Origin of the sequence: Nonomuraea sp. NPDC051191, assembly GCF_044455665.1 — a bacterium.
Classification (GTDB): Bacteria; Actinomycetota; Actinomycetes; order Streptosporangiales; family Streptosporangiaceae; genus Nonomuraea.
In genome coordinates, this window is the sequence record NZ_JBITEZ010000021.1 from 124,915 (window position 1) to 147,709 (window position 22,795).

Genomic DNA, 22,795 nt, shown 5'->3' on the forward strand with positions numbered 1-22,795 from the left:
CATGACCGAATCGTTCTCGCTGACGCCCGAGGCGGCAGAGCCGCGCCTGAGCGTCCCGAGGCGCTCGCTGGAGCGGCTGAGGAGCGTGCCCGCGCTCGCGCCGCGCTACGAGGGCCACGGCAAGGTGCTCACGCTGGAGGACCTGGCCGCCCTGCCCCCGCTGGTCAAGGACGACCTCAACGTCGCCCTCGCCCACCTGGAGCCCAAGGCCGCGCAGGGCGCGACCTGGCTCTTCCAGAGCGGCGGCAGCACCGGCGCGCCCAAGGTCGGCTACGCCCCCACCGGCTTCTACATGGCGGGCGTGCACCGCGAGTGGCGGCCCCTGGAACCGGACGACGTCTTCGTCAACGCCTGGGGCGCCGGCCGCATGTGGGGCGCCCACTTCCTGGCCGCCGCCTTCGCCGACCTGTCCGGCTGCCGGGTCATCGCCCTGGGCTCGGTCGGCAAGGACGAGTACGGCGACTGGCTCGGCTTCTTCGCCGACCGGAAGGTGACCGCGTTCGGCGGCACGCCCAGCGTGCTGCGGTTGTGGTTCGCCCACGCGCGGGCCGCCGGGCTGCGCCTGCCCGCCCTGCGCAAGGTGCTCTGGCTGGGCGAGGCGTGGCATCCGCAGCTCGACGAGGACCTGGCCGAGGTCGCCCCGGACGCCCGCCGCTGGGGCATGTTCGGCAGCACCGAGACCTGGGTCGCGGCCACCAACACCCCGGACTGCCCGGCCGACGTCTTCCACCCGCTGCCTGACCAGCTCGTCCACAGCGACGCCGAGGAGCTGCTGGACTTCACCACGCTCGACCCGGACATGCTCAACCCGGTGCTGCGCTACCGCACCGGCGACGCCGGCCGCTTCGTCGCCTGCCCGTGCGGCCGGGACGGCAGGGCGCTGCGCATCCTGGGCCGCCGCGACTCGGTCGTCCAGGTACGCGGCCTCGGCCTGCACGTGGACGACGTCGTCGCCCAGGCCGAGCGCGAGCCCGGCGTGCTGCGGGCCCAGGTCCTGGTCACCGAGCGGCGCGGCCGGGTCTCCGGCGTGGACGTGCTGCTGCTGACCGGCCCGGACGCCCCGCCCGACCTGCCCGAACGGCTGCGCCGCGACCTCCTGGCCGCCACCTTCACCCTCAGCACGGCCTTCCAGCACGACCCCGGCTCCTTCCGCGTACGGGCGGTGGACGCGCTGATCGGCAACGACCGCACCGGCAAGACCTCGTCCTTCGTCGTCCGGGAGGAGCAGTGAGGATGCCGGGGTCGCTCGGCAGGGAGTTCGGCCTCTACTGGAGCGGCCAGACGGTGAGCCTGCTCGGCGACCGGATCACCGTGTTCGTCGTCCCGACGCTGATGATCTTCGTACTGCACGCCTCCGCGCTGGAGGTCGGCATCGTGGCCATGGCCCAGTACCTGGGCATCCCGCTGCTGGGGCCGATCGCCGGGGTGCTGGTGGACCGGTGGGACAAGCGGCTGACCATGGTCGTGTGCGACCTCGTCCGGCTGGTGGCGGTGGGGGCCATGCCGGTCGCGTACTGGTGCGGGGTGCTCTCGACGCCGGTGCTGTTCGTGTGCGTGGCGCTGATCAGCGGCGCGACCATCTTCTTCAACATCGGCTACCTCGTCGCCGTGCCCACGACCGTGCCGCAGGACCGGCTGGTGCGGGCGTACTCGCGGCTGGAGGGCAGCAGCACGGTGTCGGAGGTGGCCGGGCCGTCGATCGCGGCCGGCCTCTACCACCTGCTCGGCGTGGCCTCGCTGCTCGTGGACGCGGCCACCTACCTGGTCTCGGCGGCGTGCCTGCGGGCCATGAAGCCGTGGGGCGTCACGACCGGGGAGCGGGTGCCGGTGCGCTCGCGGCTGATGCTCGGGTTCCGGCTGAACTGGGCCGATCCGGTGCTGCGGCGGGTGGTGCTGGCCGCGGTGGTGCTCAACTCGGGCGGGCCGATCTTCGTCACGGTCCTGCCGGTGCTGGCCTACCAGGGGCTCGGCGTCTCGGTGGGCGTGTTCGGCGCGGCGATGTCGGCGGCGGCCGTCGGCGCGGTGCTCGGCGCGCTGGTCGCCCCGAGGATCAGCGACCGGCTCGGCCTCGGCCGGACCATGGCGTGGGCGCTCCTGCTGCACTGCCTGGTCGGCCTCGGCGTGCTGGCCGCGCCCGCGCTGCCCGCCGCGCCGGTGATCGGCGTGACGTTCGGCTGCTACGGCTTCTTCATGTCGTGCATCAACGTGTGCAGCGCGCCGATCCGGCAGTCGCGGATGGCCGCCGAGAACCAGGGCGTGATGCACGCCGCGTTCCGCACGGCGACCTGGGGGGTGATCCCGCTGGCCGCGCTCGCGGGCGGGTCGGCGGTCACCCTGCTGACGCCCGCGCTGGGCGTGCTCGGCGCGGCGCAGGCGGTCATGGCCGGCGGCACGCTGCTGGCGGCGTTCTCGTTCCTGCCCGCCTCGGGCATCCAGGCGCTGATGGACCGGGCCGAGCCGCGGGCGCACCTGGCGGGGAGCGCGTCATGACGACAGTGCTGATCACGGGGACCTCGTCGGGGATCGGGCTGGCCACCGCGGTCGCCGCCGCGCGGGCCGGGCTGACGGTCGTGGCCACCATGCGCGACCCCGGCCGGGACGGCGACCTGCGCGCGGCGGCCGATCGGGCCGGCGTCACCCTGGACGTCCGCCGCCTCGACGTCACCGACCCGGCCTCGGCGCGGGCCTGCCTGCGGGGCGTGCGCGAGACGTACGGCGGGCTGGACGCGCTGGTCAACAACGCGGGCGTGTCGAACTTCGACCCCACGATGGAGATGTCCACGCCGGAGGCGCTGCGCGCCAACTTCGAGGTCAACTTCTTCGGCGTCGTCGAGGTCAGCCGGCTCGCGATGCCGCTGCTGCGGGCCGCCGGAGGCCGTCTGGTGACGATCGGCAGCGTGCACGGCGTCGTGGGCCAGCCGTTCAACGAGGCGTACGCGGCGGCGAAGGCGGCGGTCGAGGGGTTCATGGAGAGCCTGGCGCCGGTCGCGGCCGAGCACGGGGTACGGGTGAGCGTGGTCGTGCCCGGCTTCGTCTCCGACACCCAGTTCGGGATTTTTCCTGACATCAATAGGAAGACGATCCGGGCCGCCTCCGGTCCGTACGCCCCGACGTTCGACGCCTACCTCGACTGGGTGTGCGGCCCCGGCTGGGAGGGCGCGGGCCAGTCCTCCTGGCAGGTGGCCGACGTCGTCGTGGACGCGCTGACCGCCGACGACCCGCCCTTCCGCATCCCGACCAGCCCCTGGGTGTCGGAGTACGTGGCCCGCAAACTCGCCGACCCCGACGGCTCGGCCGTCCGGATCATGGCCAGGACCTGGATCGGAGCCGCGCCGTGACCGGCCCGGACCCGGCCTGCCGGGCGCTCGGCATCGCCCTGGAGGAGGCGGCCGGAGGCCGGGCCCGGCTGCGCATGCGCGTCACCGAGGACATGGTGAACGGGCACGGCGTCGCCCACGGCGGCTACCTGTTCCTGCTCGCCGACGCCGCCTTCGACCATGCCTGCAACAGCCGCGGACCGGTCATGCTGGCCCATAGCGCCCAGGTCACGTTCGTGCGCCCGGCCGCGGCGGGCGACGTGCTGGTGGCCGAGGCCACGGAACGGGCAAGACACGGTCGGCACGGCGTCTACGACGTCACCGTACGCCGCCCCGCCGGCGAGATCGTCGCCGAGTTCCGCGGCCACGGCGTCGTGGTCGGCGGCCGTCCCACCGACGAAAGGAAGGCGCCATGACCGGGCAGAACAGACGAACCGGGCGTTGGATCGAGCACTGGGAACCCGAGGACCCAGGCTTCTGGGCGGCCGTCGGACGCCGCGTCGCCACCAGGAACCTGATCTTCTCCATCTTCGTGGAGCATCTCGGCTTCGCGGTGTGGCTGCTGTGGAGCGCCGTCGTCGTCCTGCTGCCGAAGGCGGGCTTCCCGTTCACCGTCGACCAGCTCTTCTGGCTGGTCGCGGTGCCGAACCTGGTCGGTAGCACGCTGCGGCTGCCCTACACCTTCGCGGTCTCGGCCTTCGGCGGGCGCAACTGGAACGTGGCCAGCGCCCTGCTGCTCCTGGCGCCGACGGGGCTGCTGGCCTGGCTGGTCACCGATCCGGCCAGGCCCTACTGGATGTTCCTGGTCGCCGCGGCCACGGCCGGGCTCGGCGGCGGCAACTTCGCCTCCTCCATGGCCAACGTCTCCTACTTCTACCCGGAACGGCGCAAGGGGTTCGCGCTGGGCGTGAACGCGGCCGGCGGGAACCTGGGCGTGGCGGTCGTGCAGCTGCTGATCCCGCTGGTGGCGGCGGGCGGCCTGGCGTACGCGGGGCTGGTGTGGCCGCCGCTCATCGTGGCCGCCGCACTGTGCGCGTACCTGTTCATGGACAACCTGGCCGTGGCCAGGACCGGCTTCGGCACCCAGGGCAGGGCGTTCCTGCGTCCGCACACCTGGGTCATGTCCTTCCTCTACATCGGCACCTTCGGCTCGTTCATCGGATACTCGGCGGCGTTCCCACTGGTCGCCAAGTCGGTGTTCGCGCAGTCCGCCTCGCCGTACCTGGCCTTCATCGGGCCGCTGGCCGGGTCGCTGGCGCGGCCGGTCGGCGGCTGGCTGGCCGACCGGTACGGCGGGGCCAGGGTCACCTCGTGGTCGTTCGTCGTCATGGCCGCCGGGGCCGTGGCCGCGCTGGCCGAGCTCGGACGGCACAGCTTCCCGCTCTTCCTGGGCGCGTTCCTGCTGCTGTTCGTCGCCTCGGGGGCGGGGAACGGGTCCACGTACCGGATGATCCCGGCCATCTTCACCGCGCAGGCCCGGCACGGGTCGGCGGACGTGCGGCTGCGGGCGAGGCGCGAGGCCGCGGCGGCCATCGGCATCGCCTCGGCGATCGGCGCGTTCGGCGGGTTCCTCATCCCGCGCGGCTTCGCGGTCTCGCTGGCCGGATCCGGTTCCGTCGCGCCCGCCCTCCAGGTGTTCATCGGCGCCTACGCCGTCTTTCTGGCCACCAATTGGTGGTTCTACCGCCGCAGGGTGCTGGCGCGGGTCCCCAGCCTTGCCCACAGCCGAATCTGAGCACCGCTCTGAGCACCGACGACCCCAAGGAGTGACACATGCCCGCCAAGTCCCTGCGTGACCTGATCGACTTCGCCCGGCGGCACTCGCCGTTCTACGCCGAGACCTACCGCGACCTGCCCGACGGCGTGGACGACCTCACCGCGCTGCCGATCATCGACCAGGACGCCTTCTGGGCCGCCAACACCTACCCCGACAACCGGCTGCTGACCGGCCCTCTCACCGACGCCGGCGTCTACGCCTCCGGCGGCACCACCGGAGCGCCCACGTTCTCCCCGTGGACGCGCTCCGAGCACGCCGACTCGGTGACCGCGTTCGGCGCCGGCATGGTGAAGGCGGGCCTGCGGCCCGGCCACCGGGTGGCGAACCTGTTCTCCGCCGGCGAGATGTACGGCGGCTTCCTCTACATCGAGCACGCCCTGCACAACGCCCCCGTGGAGAACGTGCGCCTGCCCATCGCCTGCCACGCCCCGGACGGCTACATCGCCGACCTGATCGAGCTGTTCGGCGTCCACGTGCTGGCGGGGCCGCCGATGAAGCTCGGCAAGGTGGCCGAGGCGGTGATCGCGCGCGGGCGCAGCGCCGACACCGTGGAGCTGCTGCTGTTCGCCGGCGACCTGCTCTTCGACGACCTGCGTCCCCAGCTCGCCAAGGCCTTCCCCGGGGCGGCGATCGCCTCGCTCGGCTACGCCTCGGTGGACGCCGGGCTGATCGGCGGGCCGGTGGCCGGCGCGGACGTGCGGGTGCACGAGGCGTTCCCCGACCGCACGCTGGTGGAGCTGATCGACGAGGTGACCGGCGAGCCGATCAGCGCGCCGGGGGTGCGCGGCCGGGTCGTCGTCACCAACCTGTTCAGGACGCTGATGCCGGTCATCCGCTACCCGGTCGGCGACCTGGGGGAGTGGACCGACGCCGAGTGCCGGGCGTTCCGGCTGGTCGGACGGACGTCCGAGGGGGCCAGGGTGGAGACGGTGGCGATGTCCAGCGAGGCCGTCCGGGCCGTGCTCGTCGCCGCCGACCCGGACCGGGCGATGTCGGCGATGCAGATGGTCCAGCGCCGCTGGGACGGCAAGGACGGCCTGCTGCTCCGCCTGGCCTGCGCGCAGGAGCCGCCGCCCGGCCTGACCCAGCGGCTCGTGGACGCCGTGTACGCGGCCAAGCCGCTCTACCCGAAGTCCGTGGCCGAGGGGCTGGTGCACCCGCTGACCGTCGAATGGGTGCGGCCGTCGGAGCTGGTGACGCACCCGCGTACCGGGAAGGTGCTCCAGGTGGTGGACGAACGCCCGCATCCCTGAACCCCGTGCGGAACCTCCGGCCCCGGCCGGAGGTTCCGGATTAATGCGGATTTCTCCGCGTCGTTCGACGCTTCGTTTCTATGATGGAAAGGAGCGTCCGCGGGGTGGTGCTCATTGATGCTCATTCGGGTACGCACCAGCTGACGACGACCCGGCAGGTTGCTCCAATGGCGGATTCGTTCGACGACGCTCACCTTCGCCTGGTGACGAAGGAATGTCTCCCGCTCGGGAGCGGCGACCGGCTCCCGGTCATCGTGCTGCTCGGGCCGGACGGCACCGACCGTGAGGTGTGCCTGACCCGCGTCTGGAAGAGCGTCACCAGGCCGGAGTCCCCCCGGGTGCGGGTGGACTTCCGGCTGCCGGGGCTGCGCGACGCGCCGGTGGTCAAGACCGTCGAGCGCATCGCCCACGACCTGATGGAGACCTCCAGCGTCAGGCTGCCCCGGGTGGTCTTCGCGCTGCACGTGCTCGCCCTGGACCCGCGGGACCGTTCCGACAACGAGCTGACCGGCGAACTGGACGACCTCGTGGACGGCGGCGACCCCGAACGCCTGTCCGACGCCCTGGCCCTGCTGCGCGACCTGCTCGGCCGCATCCCGGGGGCCGAGCCGCTGGCCGCCCTCACCTCCGTGCTCACCTCGGTGCTCCAGTACGCCGCCCGGGGCCAGCGCCGCCGCGTGGTCAGGCTGCTCAACGGCAAGGGCAGGACGTGGCTGGCCGCCCAGATGGCCAACGGCAACGTGATCGACCTGGCCAGGCGCCGGGACGGCCACGCCGGAGACCCGGCCGGGTCCGCCGGGTCGATCCTGTGCCGGGCCCTCGTCGCCGACCTCACCGACTCCTGGTCCAAGAGCCACCGCCATGCCCGGAGCTGCCTGCTGCTGCTGGAGGGGGCCGAGACCGCGGCGGGCCGGGCCCTGCTCAAGGCGCTCGGCCCGGCCAAGGGCGCCGACCCGCTGCTGGTGGTGGCGGAGTCGAAGCAGTGGCTGCCGATGGGCGGCTCGTGGGCGCGTCCCGGCACGGTCGTCCCGGGCGCCGCCTACCCGCCCACGCTCGCCGAGGCGGGCTACCGGGACTGGCGGGACGGCTACGACGCGCGCGAGCAGCCGTGGTGGTACCCGGTGCTGATGCCGCCGCTGCCGGCCGACAGGTCGCGCGCCTACGCCTCGGCCGTCCAGGAGCTGACCGGCGGCCATCCGGCGGTGACCCGGCGCCTGGGCAGGCTGGCCGCCACGGCCCAGGACGACGACGCCTTCCGCGCCGTCGTGTGCCGGGAGGACCTGCTGCGCTGGCCGGACTGGCTGCACCTGGCCCACCTGGACGAGCTCACCGACTGGGCGGCGGCCAGGAACGTGGACGACGCCGAGAGCGCCCTGCTCAAGCGGGCCGGCCGGGCGCCGAACCTGCGTAACGAGCTGGCCGACCTGCTCTGGCTCGCCCGCCGTCCGGAGGAACGGGACCCGCATGGCCGCTACGAAGGGACGCGCGGCCCCCAGGTCACCGTCATCCACCCGTGGCTGCGGCGGCTGCTGCTGCACCGGCTGGCCGTCACCGGCCGCTGGAACGACGTGCACCGCGACCTGGAACGGTTCCACCTCGGCCCCGGAGGCGAGGAGAACACGCGCAGCCTGCACCACCGCCTGGCCCTCGTCGGCCGGGACGACCCCGAAGGCCACCTGACCCACGTGGCCGGGCACCTGCACCGCCTGTTCGACCGGCTCGACGTGCGCGAGGACGGCCAGAGCCGCCTGCCGGAATGGCTCGCCGGCTTCAACGAGGTGACCACGGCCCCCAACCGGCTGCCGCTGGTCACCCCTCTGGACGAGCTGTACGACTCCCTGGTGGCGACCGCCGGCCCGCGCGAGCGCGGGGACTGGCTCGTCGTGGTCAGGACCCTGGTCGTGGACCGCTGGTTCTGGCTCGACCCGCTGCTCGACCCGTCGGGGAGCCGGGCCGAGCAGGTCGCGCGCGGGTTGCGGGACCTGGCCAGGAGGTCCGCCACCAGTCCGGCGATCTTGTTACGGGAGGCCGACAGGTATGAGCGACGACGGTGACGACCCCGGCAGGGCCGGGACGGGCGAGCCGGCCCCCGCGGAGGTCGGCGCGAAGTGGGCGCGGGACCGCCGCAACCGCGTCTTCCTGAGAAGAGCTCTGGCGGGCGTGCTCGTCGTGGCGGTCGTCGTCGTCCTCGGGTTCTCCGTCAGGACGTCGAGGCTCACCGACGAGAGCGGCGCCTTCGGCCCCGACCTGGCCCCGGTCATGGACCGCATCGCCGCGGAGAACGCCGAGGTGGAGAAGAACCACCCGGGCGCATACGTCACCGTCGTGGCGATGTTCCCGATGACCGGCTCCCTCACCGACATCGGCCTGAACAGGGAGAGCATCAGGCACGGCCTGGAGGGCATCCACCTGGCGCAGGTGTGGCGCAACCGGCAGCCGTCCTCGCCGCCGTACGTGCGGGTGCTGGTCGGCAGCGACGGGCCGGACGACTGGGAGCCGACGGTCGAGGCGATCAAGGCCCGGACCGCGGACGAGCACATCGTGGCCGTGACCGGGCTGGGCGCCAGCACCGGCACGACCCGCAGGACGGTGGAGAGCCTGAGCGGCAGCGGGTACGCGATGGTCTCGGCGGTGATCACCTCCGACGAGCTCACCGGGGTCCGCGGGCTGGCCCGCGTCGCGGCGCTGAACAGCGAACAGGCCCGGGCCGGGGTGGTGCACGCCAGGAAGGTGAACCCCGGGCTCAAGGCGGTTGTGATCAAGGACCTCAACCCGGCGGACAGCTACGTCAAGACCCTCGCCCGGTTCTACACCGGCTCGCTGGCCGACCGGGAACGCGTGATGGAGCTGTCGTTCGACTCCTCGACCCGGTTCTCCGGCACCGTGCTGGACGTCATCGCCGAGCGGGTCTGCAACTCCGGCGCGAACACCGTCCTGTACGCCGGGCGCAGCGAGCAGCTTCCCGCGCTGATGCAGGCGCTCAGCCAGCGCGACCGGTGCGTCCGGCCCGGCATGACCGTGATCACCGGCGACGACGCCAGCGAGATGAACCGCAAGGCCGACCTGAACATGTGGGGGGACACCAGGATCCGGCTCTTCTACACGGCCCTGGCCCACCCGGCGGGCCTCACCCTGCCCGGCGGCGAGGTGCTCACGGCGATCAGGGCCAGGTTCGCCGGCGACGACCCCGACGCCTTCCCGCGCGTGTTCCCGCACGAGAGCCTGGGCGACGGCATGGCCATCATGCACCACGACGCCATGTTCGTGGCCCTGGAGACGGTCAAGGCGTTCGCCCGGGAGCCGGACGTGCCCTCGCCGCAGGACATGGCGAACATGCTGACCAGCGGCACGGTGGCGGTGGAGGGCGCCAGCGGCCCGATCAGGATCGTCGAAGGCGGCGCCCGCCAGACCAAGGAGATCCCGATCCTCCAGCTCAACCCGGACGGCACGTCGGCGTACTCGGGCCGGATCACGATGACGGACGGCGGCCCCGGCCGGAGCTGAGCCGCCTTTCATGTATTACCTATTGCTTTTATGGGAAATTTCGCGCAGGATCAAAGGCGTGAAGAGCCTTCTGGTGGCCCGCCTCCACGTCGACCTCCGGCGGCAGGCGAGCGCGCTCTGTGCCATGCGGTGACCTCCGGGTCCCCGCTCTCCTCGGACGCCCGAGCGTCCTTCCCCCAGACCTTCCCCGAAGCTCAGAGGAGTGGCCCGACCATGTCGACCACCAGCGTTCTCACCGTCCGGCGCGTCGCCGGGCACATCGGCGCCGAGATCAGCGGCGTCAACCTGGCCCACCCGCTCGACCCGTCCGTGGTCGAGGAGATCCGGCAGGCCCTGCTCGCGTACAAGGTCGTGTTCTTCCACGGGCAGGAGCTCGACCACGCCGCGCAGATCACCTTCGCCCGCCAGTTCGGCGAGCTGACCCACGCCCACCCGCACGAGGACGCGCCGCCCGAGGAGTTCCCGCAGATCCTCACCATCGACCCCCGCCGGTACGAGAAGCGTTACGGCGTCAACTACCGCGAGCTCTACCAGCGGCGGCGCTACTCCTACTTCTCCGGCTGGCACACCGACGTCACCGCCGCCGTCAACCCGCCCGCCGCCTCGATCCTGCGGGCCGAGACCGTGCCGGAGTTCGGCGGCGACACCCAGTGGACGAACCTGGTCGCCGCCTACGAGGGCCTGTCCGCGCCGCTGCGCGACCTGGTGGACGGCCTGCGCGCCGAGCACCGCTTCCTGGCCGGCTACCAGTCCGCCGACGAGGACGGCAAGCTGGTCAAGCGGATCAACGACAACCTGCTGATCTCCGTGCACCCGGTGGTGCGGGTGCATCCGGAGACCGGTGAGCGGGCGCTGTTCGTCAACCCCGGCTTCACCGACCACATCGTGGGCCTGTCGGCCGTGGAGAGCCGCCGCATTCTCGACCTGCTGTACGAGCAGCTCACCCGGCCCGAGTACACCGTGCGGTTCCGCTGGCGTCCCGGCAGCGTCGCCTTCTGGGACAACCGGGCCACCGCCCACCTCGCCCCGTCCGACCTCGACCACCTCGACGTGCCGCGCACGCTGCACCGGGTCACGCTGATCGGCGACCGTCCCGTCGGACCCGACGGGTTCGTCTCCGAGATCGTGGCCGGAAGGGAGTTCAGGGCGCAGTCACTCGTGGTCGCCTGACGACGGCGGCCACCTCCGCGAGCGGGACCCGCTCGCGGCACCGGACGCGCGGGCGGGGGCTGGGGGGTGCCCGCCCGCGGCGTCGGTCCCCACTTCTGGGAGGGGGGTGCGCGACGCGATCAACCGGCGGCCGAGCCGCTGCGCCGGGGCCTCGACCACGTGGTACGTCACCAGGCACAGCGGGATCAGGACCACGTAGTAGAGCGGCAGGTTCGGCAGCGGGCGCAGCAGCAGGGGATGCAGCAGGTAGACGGAGAAGCTGATCACGCCGAGCCGGGTCAGCACCCGCGGGAACGCCCTGTGGCGCAACGCCAGCCCCAGCCCGAACACGGCGAAGGCGAGCACGAGCGCGGGCGCCCAGCCCGGGTCGTCCTTGGCGGGTATCCCGCAGGCCAGCACCGCCAGCGCGGCCAGACCGGCGGTCCGCCAGGAGATCGTGCCCTGCTCGGCGCGGTGAACGGCGGTCCCGGCGAACATCGCGGCCAGGATGATCACGCCCTGCCAGGTGCCCGCCCGGCTGCCCAGGACCACCAGCGCCAGCCCGAGCAGCCCGCCCGCCACGGCGGCCGCCGTACGGGCCCGGCCGCGTCCGAGGACGGTGACCGCGATCGCCGCGACGACCGCGAGGGCGAGCAGCGCGGCGACCAGGTCGGCCCCGCCGTTGATCGACGCGCCCGGCAGCAGCAGCCCCGCCGGCACGGCCAGCGCCGCCAGGGACACGGCGATCCCCGCCGACCTGTGGGCCTGACCGGTCGCGAACAGCCCCACGCTGATCAGGTAGAACGCCATCTCGTACGAGAGCGTCCAGGTCACGCCGATGACGGGCGGCAGGTTGAGCAGCTCCTGCAACATCGTCAGGTTGCCGAGCGCGACCAGGGGCGCGGGACGTTCGCCGAGGCGGGGGTCGAGGGGGAGCAGGCCCGCGAGGCCGAGCAGGAAGGCCAGGCCGAGGGCGGCCAGCAGCAGCGGCAGGAGGCGGAAGGCCCGGCCGGTCCAGAAGGCGCGCAGGTCGCCGCGCCGTTCCAGGGAGGCCGGGATGATGTAGCCGCTGACCAGGAAGAACACGAACACGCCCCACGTGCCGAGGTCGATCCTGCGGTCCACGACCGCCCACACGGCGGGGACGAAGGACCAACCGGCGTGGTGCGCGGTGACGGCCAGCGCGGCCGGCCCCCGCAGGGCGTCCAACCAGGCCAGCCGGGTGGGGGCGGGGGACATCTGTCGGATTCTAGGCTATTTGTCGCAGGTCATCCGCGACCTGACCCCCCGCGAGCGCACGGCCCGCATCGCCCTCGGCTCTGTCCGTGAGCGGGTCGCCCGCCGCGCTCAGCGGGACGGCGAACGCCGCAGGCGCAGGCCGATCACCACAACGGCGACGCCCACCAGGAGCACCAGCGGCCCGATCACCGCCCAGGTGGCGTCGCCGGTCATCACGCTGCCGCCCACCACGCCCAGCCCCTGGAGGGCCCACAGCCCGCCGACCAGGGCCAGCAGCACGCCGGCGACGATGAGGATCCAAGAGGTCATCGTTCTTCCCGTCTCTCGTCCCGCCGCGCTTGTCCCGCCGCGGGGCTCTGTGTGCGTTGGTAGCGGTGTGTGTTGACAGCGGTGTGCGTTGATCGCGTGGCCCCCGAAGAGTAGCCGAGCGTTTGTCACAGAATGCGGATTTTTCCGGTCACCTCTTGGCGGCGGCTTTCCGTCGTCCTAGTGTTCAGTGCAATGCCACACATTACTGAGCCCTATGGAAGGAGAGTCATCGGTGCGTGACGGCAGGCCCCCGAGGCTGTCCGAGATCCCCGCTTTCACCGCGTACATGAACACCGGCTGGGGCACCCCCGACCGCACACCGCCCGTCGTGCCCGGAGCGGCCGAGGCCGCCGCCGTCCACCGGGCCAGGCTCGCCGAGGCGCTGCCCGGCCGGACCGTCGTGCTGGCCGCGGGGCAGGCCCCGATCCGCAGCAACGACATGGCCTACGACTTCCGCGCCGCCAGCGACTTCGTCTGGCTGACCGGCTGCCAGATCGAGAACGCCGTCGTCGTGCTGGAGGGCGCCGAGGCCACCCTCTACCTGCCGCCGCCCGCCGTCCCCGGCGATCCGGCGTTCTTCGCCGACTCCAGGTACGGCGAGCTGTGGGTGGGTGCCGCGCCGGGCCCGGAGGATTGGGCGAAGGCGCTGGGCGTCCGGGTCCGGCCGCTGGCCGAGCTGACCATGGAGGTCACCGAGGACCAGGAGGCCCGCCGGGTCCTCGCCGAGCTGCGCATGTACAAGGACGACTGGGAGATCGGGCAGCTCCGCGAGGCGGTGGACCGCACCGTCGAGGGGTTCGCCGCCGTCGTCCGCGAGATCCCCGCCGCCGTCGCCGGGCGCGGCGAGCGGTGGCTCCAGGGCACCTTCGACCGGTACGCCCGCGCGTACGGCAACGGCCCCGGCTACCCCTCCATCGTCGGCGGCGGCCCGCACGCGCCCACGCTGCACTGGGTGCGCTGCGACGGCCCCGTGGTCCCCGGCGAACTGCTGCTGCTCGACCTCGGCGTCGAGGCGGAGAGCTGCTACACCGCCGACGTCACCCGCACCTTCCCCGTCTCCGGCCGCTTCACCCCGGCCCAGCGGCAGGTGCACGACCTGGTCGAACGGGCCCACCGGGCCGCGCTCGCCGCGGTCGCCCCCGGCCGCCGCTTCAGCGACTTCCACCACGCCGCCATGGAGGTCGTCGCGCACGGCCTGGCCGACTGGGGCCTGCTGCCGGTCTCGGTGGACGAGGCGCTGTCCGACGCCGGGCAGCACCACCGCCGCTACCTGGTCTGCGGCGTCGGCCACCACCTGGGCCTGGACGTGCACGACTGCGGCCGGGCGAGCCAGGAGTCCTACCAGGACGCCGTCATGGCCCCCGGCATGGCGCTCACCGTCGAGCCCGGCCTGTACTTCCACGCGCACGACCTCACCGTCCCGCCGGAGCTGCGCGGGATCGGCGTCCGGATCGAGGACGACCTGCTGGTCACCGAACAGGGCGCCGACGTGCTGTCGGCCGCGCTGCCCCTGGACGCCGACGGCCTGGAGAAGTGGATGGCCGCCGGGTAGGTAGCCGCTGTGACATCACCGTGACATCACACCGCATAATCTCGAAAATCCCCAGTGAGGAGACCTCAGCATGACCACCTCCGCCACACCGTGGCGCGGCATCCACGTCGCGACGGCCCTGCCCTTCCACGACGACCTCTCCGTGGACTACGACGGGTTCGCCGAACACGTTCGGTTCCTGGTCGCGGGCGGCTGTGACGGTGTGACGCCCAACGGTTCGCTGGGCGAGTACCAGACGCTCACGCCGGAGGAGCGGACCCGCGTCGTCGAGACCGCCGTCCAGGCCGCGCCGGCCGGGTTCGGCGTCATGCCGGGCGTGGCCGCGTACGGCGCCATGGAGGCCCGCCGCTGGGCCGAGCAGGCGGCCGAGGCCGGGGCCACGTCCGTGCTGCTGCTGCCGCCGAACGCCTACCGGGCCCCGCGCGAGGCCGTCGTCGCCCACTACCGGGAGGTCGCCAAGGCCGGGCTGCCGGTCGTGGCCTACAACAACCCGTTCGACACCAAGGTGGACCTGACCCCCGCCCTGCTGGCCGAGCTGTTCCACGAGGGCCTGGTCGTCGGCGTCAAGGAGTTCACCGGGGACGTGCGCAGGGCGTACGAGATCGCCGAGCTGGCGCCGGACCTGGACCTGCTCATCGGGGCCGACGACGTGCTGCTGGAGCTGGGCCTCGCCGGGGCCGTCGGCTGGATCGCCGGTTACCCGAACATGATCCCGGAGTCCACGACCCGCCTGTACCGGCTGGCCACCTCGGGCGACCCCGCCGACCTGCCCGAGGCGCTGCGCGTCTACCGCGACCTGCACCCGCTGCTGCGCTGGGACTCCAAGCCCGAGTTCGTGCAGTCGATCAAGCTGTCCATGGACCTGGCCGGGCGCAAGGGCGGCGCCTGCCGTCCGCCGCGCCTGCCGCTCGCGCCCGAACTGGTCGCCCGCATCACCGCCGACACCGAGACCGTCCTGGAAAAGGGCTACAAGTGAGATCACGCCGCACCTTCCACGCCGTCGACTCCCACACCGAGGGCATGCCCACCCGCGTGATCGTCGGCGGCGTCGGCACGATCCCGGGGGCGACCATGGCCGAGCGCCGGCTGTGGTTCATGGAGAACAGCGACGACGTCCGCACGCTGCTGATGTACGAACCGCGCGGCCACGCCGCCATGAGCGGGGCGATCCTCCAGCCGCCGACCCGGCCGGACGCCGACTACGGCGTGCTGTTCATCGAGGTCTCCGGGCTGCTGCCGATGTGCGGCCACGGCACGATCGGGGTGGCGACCGTCCTGGTGGAGACCGGGATGGTGCCCGTGGTCGAGCCGGTCACCACGATCCGGCTCGACACGCCCGCCGGGCTCGTGGTGGCGTCCGTGGCGGTCGAGGACGGTGCGGCGACCTCGGTGACCATCCAGAACGTGCCCTCCTTCGCGTACGCGCTGGACCGCAAGGTCGAGGTGCCCGGCTTCGGGGAGATCGCCTACGACCTGGCCTTCGGCGGGAACTTCTACGCCTTCGTCGAGCTGGCCGACCTGGGCCTGCCCTTCGACCGGGCCCGCGCCGGCGACCTGCTGACCGCCGGGCTGGCGATCATGGACGCCGTGAACGAGCACGACCGCCCGGTCCACCCCGAACGTCCCGACATCAACGGCTGCCACCACGTCTACCTGGCCGCCCCCGGCTCGACGGCGCAGCTGTCCAGGCACGCCATGGCCATCCACCCCGGCTGGTTCGACCGCTCGCCGTGCGGCACGGGCACCAGCGCCCGCATGGCCCAGTTCCACGCCCGGGGCGAGCTGGCCCTCGGGGACGACTTCGTCAACGAGTCGTTCATCGGGACCCGCTTCACCGGGCGGCTGCTCGGTGAGACCACGGTCGGCCCGCTGCCCGCCGTGCTGCCCTCGATCACCGGCCGCGCCTGGGTCACCGGCACCTCGCAGTTCCACCTCGACCCGACCGACCCGTTCCCGGCGGGGTTCCTGCTGTGAGCCGGTCCGGCCCGCGGGCGGGCGGCGCGAAGGGCACCCGGTGAGCGCCGACCTGGTCGTGGTCGGCGCGGGCGTGGTGGGCGCGGCCAGCGCCTACTTCGCCGCGCTGGCCGGGCTGCGGGTGGTGGTCGTCGAGCGCGCGGCCATCGCCGGCGGCACCTCCAGCGCGGGCGAGGGCAACCTGCTGGTGTCCGACAAGGAGGCCGGGCCCGAGCTCGACCTCGCGCTCCACTCCCAGCGGGTGTGGCGCGAGGACCTGGCCGAGCACGCCGGGTCGTGGGAGTTCGAGGCCAAGGGCGGCCTGGTCGTCGCTTCGTCCGGGGCCGGCCTCGCGTCGCTGCGCGAGCTGGGCGAGCACCAGCGCCGCCACGGCGTCGAGGTGCGCGACGTGGCCGCGCAGGAACTGCGCGACTACGAGCCGCACCTCGCGCCCGGCCTCGCCGGTGCCGCCTTCTACCCCCAGGACGCCCAGGTCCAGCCCATGCTGGTGGTCGCCCACCTGCTGCGCCTGGCCCGCGCGCACGGCGCCGAGGTGCGTACCCGTACCGGCGTCACCGGGTTCCTGCGCGACGGGAGCCGCGTGACCGGCGTGCGCACCACGTCCGGCGACCTGCCCGCCGGGGCGGTGCTCAACGCGACCGGCACGTGGGCCGGCGACCTCGCCGCCCTGGCCGGGGTGGACGTGCCCGTGCTGCCCCGGCGCGGGTTCGTGCTGGTCACCCAGCCGATGCCGCCCCGGACGATCCGCCACAAGGTCTACGCCGCCGAGTACGTCGGGGACGTGGCCAGCTCCGACGCCGCCCTGCAGACCTCGCCCGTCGTGGAGGGCACCGGCAGCGGCACGATCCTCATCGGCGCCTCCCGGGAGCGCGTCGGCTTCGACCGCACGTTCTCCCCGGCGGCGGCCGGGGCGCTGGCGGCCAAGGCGATCGCGCTGTTCCCGATGTTGCGGGACGTCCGCGCCATGCGCACGTACCTGGGGTTCCGGCCGTACTGTCCGGACCATCTGCCGGTGATCGGGCCCGACCCGCGCGCGCCCGGACTGTGGCACGCCTGCGGGCACGAGGGCGCGGGCATCGGGTTGTCGGCGGGCACCGGCAAGCTCATCGCCCAGGCCCTCACCGGCCGCACCCCTGACCTCGACCTCACCCCGTTCGCCCCCGACCGTTTCCCCGACGCCGAGGCCCATGACGCGGAGGCTTCTGACACCGAGGCCCCCGGCGGCTCCGGGACCGGGTCTTCCGCGACCGAGGAGGCGCCCCGATGACCCACCAGATGACCTTCCGCGGCGAGAGCGTCCCCGCCGAGCCCGGACAGAGCGTGGGGGCCGCCCTGGTCGCGGCCGGCATCCTCGACTGGCGCACCACCCGCGGGGCGGGCCGGCCGCGCGGCCTGTTCTGCGGCATCGGCATCTGCTTCGACTGCCTCATCACCGTCGACGGCGTCCCCGACCTGCGCGCCTGCCTGGTCCCGGCGCGCGACGGCATGCGCCTCGGCGACGACACCCCCGCCCAGGAAGACGGCGAACAGGGTGCCGGCGAGCGGGGAGGGCATCATGCGTGAGCCGTACGACGTCGCCGTGGTCGGCGCGGGGCCGGCCGGGCTGGCCGCCGCCGTCGAGGCCGCCGAGGCCGGGCTCGGGGTGGCCCTCGTGGACGCCGCCGGCCAGCCCGGCGGCCAGTTCTGGCGGCACTACGACGAACGCCACGCCCGCCCCGGCGACGCCGCCGGACACCACGGCTGGCCGGTCTTCACCCGGCTCCGCGACCGCCTGCGCGCCCTGACCGCCGCCGGACGGGTCCGCTACCTGCCCGGCCACCAGGTCTGGCTGGCCACCCGCGACGGCGAGGGCACGTTCACGCTGCGCACGACGCCGACCGTCCCCGAGGAGGGGGTCGCCGGCACGACGGTGACCGCCCGCGCGCTGATCCTGTGCCCCGGCGGCTACGACAGGCAACTGCCCGTCCCCGGCTGGGACCTGCCCGGCGTGATGGCCGCCGGGGGAGTGCAGGCCCTGCTCAAGGGGCAGCGCACCCTGGCGGGCCGCCGCGCGGTGGTCGCCGGGACCGGGCCGTTCCTGCTTCCGGTGGCCACCGGCCTGGCCGCCGCCGGGGCGCGGGTGGCGGCCGTCGCCGAGGCCAACGCCACGCTCGGGTGGCTGCGCGACCTCCGGGGCGCCGCGTCGGTGCCCGCCAAGGGGCTGGAGGCGCTCCAGTACGCCGCGCTGCTGGCCCGCCACCGCGTCCCGTACCGCACCAGGACCGTGGTCACCGAGATCCTGGGCGAGGACCGGGTCGAGGCGGTCCGGCTCAGCGGGATCGGCGGCGACGGCCGCCCGGCCGGGCCGGTCAGCGAGGTCCCCGTCGACCTCGTCGCGCTCGGCTGGGGCTTCACGCCCTCGCTCGAACTGCCGCTCATGCTCGGCGCGGACACCAGGAAGGACATCGACGGCTCGCTCGTCGTCATCGTGGACGCCTTCCAGCGCACCGGCGTCCCCGGCCTGTACGTCGCCGGCGAGGCGACCGGCGTCGGCGGCGCCGTCCTGGCCCGGCAGGAGGGCCGGCTGAGCGCCCTGGCCCTGGCCCGTACGCTGGGCCGCCGCGCCGACCCGGCGCTGATGGGCCGCCTGCGCCGGTCGATCGCCCGCGGACGGCGCTTCGCCGCGGCCATGCACCGGACCTACCCCGTGCCGCGCGCCTGGACGACCTGGCTGCGGGACGGGACGCTGGTCTGCCGCTGCGAGGAGGTCTCCTACGGCGATCTTCGGCATGCCCACGACGATTTGGGGGCCGACGACCCGCGCACCCTGAAGATGCTGGCCAGGCCGGGTATGGGCTGGTGCCAGGGACGGGTGTGCGGGTTCGCCACCGCCGGCGTCGCGGCCTGCCTGAGCCGCCGCGAGAGCACGGCTGCCGACCTGCGCCCGCTGTCCACCCGGAGCCTGGCGGCCCCGGTGCCGCTGGGCGAGCTGGCCGCCCTCGCCGACGAAACTCCCGACGAAGACGAAAGAGGAAGAGACCGTGAGTGACGTGCTGAGCGTCGATCCGCGTACCGGGGAGTCCCGCGGGCGCGTCGCGGCGGAGTCCACGCCGCAGGACGTGGACCGCGCCGTACGCGCCGCTGCCGCCGCCGCCCCGGCGCTGGCCGACCGGTCCGTACGCGCCGAGTTGCTGCGTACCGCCGCCGCGCTGCTGGAGGAGGGCGGCGAGGAGATCATCGCGACCGCCGACGCCGAGACGGCGCTCGGCCGGGTACGGCTCACCGGCGAGCTGGCCCGCACCTGCTACCAGCTGCGCGCCTTCGCCGACGTGGCCGAGTCGGGCGCCTTCCTGGACGTGATCATCGACCACGCCGACCCGGCCGCCCGCCCGGCCCCCCGTCCCGACCTGCGGCGTTACAAGGTGCCGCTGGGCGTGGTCGCGGTGTTCGCGGCGAGCAACTTCCCGCTGGCCTTCAGCGTGCCGGGCGGCGACACCGCCAGCGCGCTGGCCGCCGGCTGCCCGGTCGTCGTCAAGGCGCATCCGGACCATCCGGCGACCAGCGTCCTGACCGCCCGCGCGCTGCGCGCCGCCGCGGAGAAGGCCGGGCTGCCGGCCGACGTCGTGGGCCTGGTCCACGGCTTCGAGGCGGGTCCGGAGCTGGTCCGGCACCCGCTGACCGCCGCCGTCGGCTTCACCGGCTCGGTACGCGGCGGGCGGGCGCTGCACGACCTGGCCGCCGCCCGTCCCCGGCCGATCCCGTTCCACGGGGAGCTGGGCAGCCTCAACCCGGTCGTGGTGACCGAGCGGGCCGCCGGGACCAGGGCGGCCGAGATCGGCGCGGGCCTGGCCGCCTCCTACACCCAGGGGCTCGGCCAGTTCTGTGTCAAGCCGGGCCTGGTCCTGCTGCCCGCGGGCCCGGCGGGCGACGCGGTGCTCGACGCCGTCGTCACGGCCGCGGTCCCCGCCGGACCGCTGCTCGACCCGCGCATGCGGGCGGCCTTCCTGGACGGCGTGCGCTCCCGCGCCCTGCTGCCCGGGGTCACGCAGGCGCTGCCCGCGGGCGAGGACGACGCCGCGCCGCTCGCCGTCCGGCCGGGCGTGCTGACCGTGGCGGCGCGACGGCTCGCGGACGGGGACGCGTACGCCGAACTGCTGGAGGAGTGCTTCGGACCGGTCACCGTCGTGGCCAGGTACGGCTCGGAGGCCGAGCGGGACGCGGTGCTCGACGCGCTGCCCGGCAACCTCACGGCGACCGTGCACCTGGGGGCCGACGAGCGCGAGGGCGCGGCGGCCGGCCTGGTGGCCAGGCTCGCCGGGCTGGCCGGGCGGGTCGTCGTGGACGGCTGGCCCACAGGCGTGTCGGTCGCGCCTGCGATGCAGCACGGCGGGCCGTACCCGGCCTCGACCAGCACCTCGACCTCGGTCGGCGGCACCGCGATCGAGCGCTGGCTGCGCCCGGTGTGCTTCCAGGACACCCCTGACCCCCTCCTGCCGCCGGAACTGCGCGAGGCCAACCCGCTCGCCGTCCCCCGGATGGTGGACGGAGTCGCCTGACGCTTTTATCTACACTTGTAGACGTTCTGGGGCTATATTGCTCGTGTGTCCACCACCGACTCCACGGTCGTGGCCGTCACCGGCGAGGTCCCAGCGGCCTCGCTGGGCGCGGTCCTGCCGCACGAGCACCTGCTGAGCGACTTCGCCCCGACCGACGACACGCCCGAAGCCTGGGCCCGTGCCGGCCGCGCCCGTCCGACGGCGGCGAGCACGCTGTGGCTCTACCGCGCGCCGCTCACGATGGACCTGCTGGGCGAGGTCGGCATGGGCGCCGTCAACCGGGACGACCTGCTGCTCGGCGACGCGGGCCTGGCCGCCGCCGAGCTCGCCGCGTTCCGCGAGGCCGGCGGCGGCACGGTGGTGGACCTCACGGCCGACGGGCTCGGCCGCGACCCGGCCGGGCTGCGCCGGCTCGCCGAGGCGACCGGCCTGACCGTCGTCATGGGCTGCGGCCGGCACCACCCCGCGCGGACCGGCCTCCCCACCGGCGGGGACGCCGCCGAGCAGCTGACCGAGGAGCTGCTCCACGACCTCACCGAGGGCGTGGACGGCGTGCGCGCCGGCGTCATCGGCGAGCTGGCCGCGCTCGACCCCGGCGTGCCCGCCGAGCGCGCGCTGCTGGTCGCGGCGGCCCGCGCGTCGGCGGCCACCGGCGCCGCCGTCTCGCTCGCCCGCGATGACGACCCCGCCGTCCAGCAGCGCGTCCTCGACCTGCTCGCCGAGGAGGGCGCGGACCTCGCGCGGGTGGCCGTCGGGCACTGCGACGCGCTCTCCCCGCGTCCCGACGAGCTCGAACCGCTGCTCGAACGCGGCGTCTTCGTGCAGTTCGACCAGCTCGGCAGGCTGCCCACCGCGCTCAGCGTCTCCGACGACCAGGACGTCGCCGCGGCCGTGCTCGAACTCGCCCGCCGCGGCCACGCCGGACGCCTCCTGCTCTCGCACGACGTACGCGCCAAGTCGCAGCTCCTCGCCTACGGCGGCGGCGGGTACGCGTTCGTCCTGCGGCAGTTCGTCCCGTACCTGCGGATGCTCGGCGCGGACGACGAGCTGATCGAGACCGTCACCGTGCGCAACCCGAGGCGGCTGCTCGCGCTCAGGACCGAGGAGGCGGGCTCGTGAGCCGCTACCCCTTCCCCATCCCGAACCTGGCCGGACAGGCGCTCACCGTCGCCGGCCCGGTGGACCCGGCGCTGCTCGGGCAGACGTCCATGCACGAGCACATCTTCGTCGACCTGCGCAGGCCCGCCCGGTCCCGCCGCCCCGGCGAGGACGCGCCCGCGGCGGCCGAGCCGCTCACCCTGGACACCCTCGCGCGCGTCCGCCACGGCGGCCCGAACGCCGACAACGACCTGCTGGGCGACTTCGACGAGATGCTCGCCGAGACCCTCGCCTTCGCCCACAGCGGCGGGCGCACCATGGTCGAGGTCTCGCCCATCGGCCTCGGCCGGGACCCGGAGGCGCTGCTGCGGCTGTCGCGGGCCAGCGGGCTGCACATCGTCATGGGCGGCGGCTGGTACACCCCGACGTTCCATCCGGCCGACATGGCCGGGCGCACCGTGGACGAGCTGGCCGACGTCATCGTGCGCGACGTCGTGCTGGGGGCCGACGGCACCGGCGTCCGCGCGGGCATCATCGGCGAGGTCGGCGCGGAGTCGGCGCCGCTGACGGACGGCGAGCTCAAGAGCGTACGCGCCGCCGGACGGGCCTCCCGCGTCACCGGCGCGCCGGTCACCTTCCACTTCGGCGGCGTCGGCGAGGAGAAGTTCCGGGTGCTCGACATCCTCCAGGAGGAGGGCGTCGCCCCCGGCAACGTCGTCCTGGGCCACTGCGTGGACGTCCTGTCCGGCCCCGAGTTCGCCGAACGCCTGCTCGCCCGGGGCGTGTTCGTCGAGTTCGACTTCCTGGCCGGGCCCGGCAGCCCGTGGGGCCACCTCGTCCTGGGCAGCGACCACAAGGTCCTGCGCGGCATCGCCGACCTGGTCGAACGGGGCTACGGACGGCAGATCGTGCTCGGCCACGACGTCTGCCAGAAGATCCAGCTCAAGAGGTACGGCGGCAAGGGCTACGACTACATCCCGCGCCACTTCCTGCCCGCCCTGCGCCGCCTCGGCGTCAGTGCCGAGGCCATCCACATGATCATGGTCGAGAACCCGGCACGGGCCCTCGCCTTCGCAGCCCCGCAGTGA

General features: G+C 73.9%; 21 protein-coding genes. 19 read left to right on the top strand and 2 right to left on the bottom strand.

From position 1 onward, the window contains the following. The first annotated feature begins 1 nt into the window (after position 1). The 10 genes from ACIA8R_RS44545 to ACIA8R_RS44590 all read left to right on the top strand — a co-directional run bounded on the left by ACIA8R_RS44545 (position 2) and on the right by ACIA8R_RS44590 (position 11,021). Positions 2–1,231 carry a phenylacetate--CoA ligase family protein gene (locus tag ACIA8R_RS44545; RefSeq protein ID WP_397043773.1) on the top strand — a complete coding sequence of 410 codons (1,230 nt, stop codon included), beginning with the start codon at positions 2–4 and terminating at the stop codon, positions 1,229–1,231. 2 nt (positions 1,232–1,233) lie between these two features. Then, a complete protein-coding gene (locus ACIA8R_RS44550; protein ID WP_364087294.1) occupies positions 1,234–2,490 on the top strand; it encodes an MFS transporter in 1,257 nt (418 codons plus the stop codon). Next, the gene (locus tag ACIA8R_RS44555; RefSeq protein ID WP_397043776.1) at positions 2,487–3,338 is read left to right on the top strand and encodes an SDR family NAD(P)-dependent oxidoreductase; all 852 of its coding nucleotides are present in this window, start codon (positions 2,487–2,489) and stop codon (positions 3,336–3,338) included. Before ACIA8R_RS44550 ends, ACIA8R_RS44555 begins: the two co-directional genes overlap by 4 nt. Then, positions 3,335–3,733 carry a hydroxyphenylacetyl-CoA thioesterase PaaI gene (gene paaI, locus ACIA8R_RS44560; RefSeq protein ID WP_364087298.1) on the top strand — a complete coding sequence of 133 codons (399 nt, stop codon included), beginning with the start codon at positions 3,335–3,337 and terminating at the stop codon, positions 3,731–3,733. The genes ACIA8R_RS44555 and paaI overlap by 4 nt, the downstream gene beginning before the upstream one ends. Continuing rightward, positions 3,730–5,052: an MFS transporter gene (locus tag ACIA8R_RS44565; RefSeq protein ID WP_397043778.1), complete on the top strand. Its 1,323-nt coding sequence runs from the start codon at positions 3,730–3,732 to the stop codon at positions 5,050–5,052. Before paaI ends, ACIA8R_RS44565 begins: the two co-directional genes overlap by 4 nt. Positions 5,053–5,090: 38 nt before the next feature. Continuing rightward, positions 5,091–6,347: a phenylacetate--CoA ligase family protein gene (locus ACIA8R_RS44570; protein ID WP_397043780.1), complete on the top strand. Its 1,257-nt coding sequence runs from the start codon at positions 5,091–5,093 to the stop codon at positions 6,345–6,347. Positions 6,348–6,550: 203 nt separating this feature from the next. Beyond that, positions 6,551–8,401, top strand: coding sequence for a hypothetical protein (locus ACIA8R_RS44575; protein ID WP_397043782.1), 1,851 nt, complete (start codon positions 6,551–6,553; stop codon positions 8,399–8,401). After that, entirely contained in the window at positions 8,385–9,851 is a 1,467-nt protein-coding gene (locus ACIA8R_RS44580; protein WP_397043784.1) for an ABC transporter substrate-binding protein, read from the top strand. Before ACIA8R_RS44575 ends, ACIA8R_RS44580 begins: the two co-directional genes overlap by 17 nt. A 10-nt stretch (positions 9,852–9,861) precedes the next feature. Next, positions 9,862–9,984 (top strand): putative leader peptide, encoded by a 123-nt coding sequence (locus tag ACIA8R_RS44585; protein ID WP_357707970.1) that lies wholly within the window; start codon positions 9,862–9,864, stop codon positions 9,982–9,984. An 80-nt stretch (positions 9,985–10,064) separates the two neighbouring features. Further along, positions 10,065–11,021 (top strand): TauD/TfdA family dioxygenase, encoded by a 957-nt coding sequence (locus ACIA8R_RS44590; protein WP_364087308.1) that lies wholly within the window; start codon positions 10,065–10,067, stop codon positions 11,019–11,021. Here ACIA8R_RS44590 and ACIA8R_RS44595 read toward each other — a convergent pair. Both ACIA8R_RS44595 and ACIA8R_RS44600 read right to left on the bottom strand, forming a co-directional pair. Beyond that, the gene (locus ACIA8R_RS44595; RefSeq protein WP_397043786.1) at positions 11,004–12,239 is read right to left on the bottom strand and encodes an acyltransferase family protein; all 1,236 of its coding nucleotides are present in this window, start codon (positions 12,237–12,239) and stop codon (positions 11,004–11,006) included. The genes ACIA8R_RS44590 and ACIA8R_RS44595 overlap by 18 nt on opposite strands. A 108-nt stretch (positions 12,240–12,347) precedes the next feature. After that, on the bottom strand, positions 12,348–12,548 hold the full coding sequence (locus ACIA8R_RS44600; RefSeq protein ID WP_357707974.1) for a hypothetical protein: 201 nt from the start codon (positions 12,546–12,548) through the stop codon (positions 12,348–12,350). A gap of 232 nt (positions 12,549–12,780) precedes the next feature. On the opposite strand from ACIA8R_RS44600, the gene ACIA8R_RS44605 reads away from it, so the two are divergent. The 9 genes from ACIA8R_RS44605 to ACIA8R_RS44645 all read left to right on the top strand — a co-directional run bounded on the left by ACIA8R_RS44605 (position 12,781) and on the right by ACIA8R_RS44645 (position 22,795). Further along, positions 12,781–14,100, top strand: a complete 1,320-nt coding sequence (locus ACIA8R_RS44605; RefSeq protein ID WP_364087313.1) for an aminopeptidase P family protein — start codon at positions 12,781–12,783, stop codon at positions 14,098–14,100. A 70-nt stretch (positions 14,101–14,170) separates the two neighbouring features. Further along, entirely contained in the window at positions 14,171–15,076 is a 906-nt protein-coding gene (locus tag ACIA8R_RS44610) for a dihydrodipicolinate synthase family protein (RefSeq protein WP_397043789.1), read from the top strand. Further along, positions 15,073–16,074: a proline racemase family protein gene (locus ACIA8R_RS44615; protein WP_357707978.1), complete on the top strand. Its 1,002-nt coding sequence runs from the start codon at positions 15,073–15,075 to the stop codon at positions 16,072–16,074. The genes ACIA8R_RS44610 and ACIA8R_RS44615 overlap by 4 nt, the downstream gene beginning before the upstream one ends. 40 nt (positions 16,075–16,114) lie before the next feature. Continuing rightward, positions 16,115–17,341 (top strand): NAD(P)/FAD-dependent oxidoreductase, encoded by a 1,227-nt coding sequence (locus ACIA8R_RS44620; RefSeq protein ID WP_397043791.1) that lies wholly within the window; start codon positions 16,115–16,117, stop codon positions 17,339–17,341. Beyond that, positions 17,338–17,637, top strand: a complete 300-nt coding sequence (locus ACIA8R_RS44625) for a (2Fe-2S)-binding protein (protein ID WP_397043792.1) — start codon at positions 17,338–17,340, stop codon at positions 17,635–17,637. Before ACIA8R_RS44620 ends, ACIA8R_RS44625 begins: the two co-directional genes overlap by 4 nt. Continuing rightward, a complete protein-coding gene (locus tag ACIA8R_RS44630) occupies positions 17,630–19,102 on the top strand; it encodes an NAD(P)/FAD-dependent oxidoreductase (protein ID WP_397043794.1) in 1,473 nt (490 codons plus the stop codon). Before ACIA8R_RS44625 ends, ACIA8R_RS44630 begins: the two co-directional genes overlap by 8 nt. After that, positions 19,095–20,609, top strand: coding sequence for an aldehyde dehydrogenase (NADP(+)) (locus ACIA8R_RS44635; protein WP_397043796.1), 1,515 nt, complete (start codon positions 19,095–19,097; stop codon positions 20,607–20,609). Before ACIA8R_RS44630 ends, ACIA8R_RS44635 begins: the two co-directional genes overlap by 8 nt. A 45-nt stretch (positions 20,610–20,654) precedes the next feature. Then, positions 20,655–21,728, top strand: coding sequence for a phosphotriesterase (locus ACIA8R_RS44640; protein WP_397043798.1), 1,074 nt, complete (start codon positions 20,655–20,657; stop codon positions 21,726–21,728). Further along, on the top strand, positions 21,725–22,795 hold the full coding sequence (locus ACIA8R_RS44645; RefSeq protein ID WP_397043800.1) for a phosphotriesterase: 1,071 nt from the start codon (positions 21,725–21,727) through the stop codon (positions 22,793–22,795). Before ACIA8R_RS44640 ends, ACIA8R_RS44645 begins: the two co-directional genes overlap by 4 nt.

Coding starts and splice junctions, on each gene's coding strand:
- ACIA8R_RS44545 (WP_397043773.1), top strand. CDS start 2: ATGACCGAATCGTTCTCGCTGACGCCCGAGGCGGCAGAGCCGCGCCTG.
- ACIA8R_RS44550 (WP_364087294.1), top strand. CDS start 1,234: ATGCCGGGGTCGCTCGGCAGGGAGTTCGGCCTCTACTGGAGCGGCCAG.
- ACIA8R_RS44555 (WP_397043776.1), top strand. CDS start 2,487: ATGACGACAGTGCTGATCACGGGGACCTCGTCGGGGATCGGGCTGGCC.
- ACIA8R_RS44565 (WP_397043778.1), top strand. CDS start 3,730: ATGACCGGGCAGAACAGACGAACCGGGCGTTGGATCGAGCACTGGGAA.
- ACIA8R_RS44570 (WP_397043780.1), top strand. CDS start 5,091: ATGCCCGCCAAGTCCCTGCGTGACCTGATCGACTTCGCCCGGCGGCAC.
- ACIA8R_RS44580 (WP_397043784.1), top strand. CDS start 8,385: ATGAGCGACGACGGTGACGACCCCGGCAGGGCCGGGACGGGCGAGCCG.
- ACIA8R_RS44585 (WP_357707970.1), top strand. CDS start 9,862: ATGTATTACCTATTGCTTTTATGGGAAATTTCGCGCAGGATCAAAGGC.
- ACIA8R_RS44590 (WP_364087308.1), top strand. CDS start 10,065: ATGTCGACCACCAGCGTTCTCACCGTCCGGCGCGTCGCCGGGCACATC.
- ACIA8R_RS44595 (WP_397043786.1), bottom strand. CDS start 12,239: ATGTCCCCCGCCCCCACCCGGCTGGCCTGGTTGGACGCCCTGCGGGGG.
- ACIA8R_RS44600 (WP_357707974.1), bottom strand. CDS start 12,548: ATGACCTCTTGGATCCTCATCGTCGCCGGCGTGCTGCTGGCCCTGGTC.
- ACIA8R_RS44610 (WP_397043789.1), top strand. CDS start 14,171: ATGACCACCTCCGCCACACCGTGGCGCGGCATCCACGTCGCGACGGCC.
- ACIA8R_RS44625 (WP_397043792.1), top strand. CDS start 17,338: ATGACCCACCAGATGACCTTCCGCGGCGAGAGCGTCCCCGCCGAGCCC.
- ACIA8R_RS44630 (WP_397043794.1), top strand. CDS start 17,630: ATGCGTGAGCCGTACGACGTCGCCGTGGTCGGCGCGGGGCCGGCCGGG.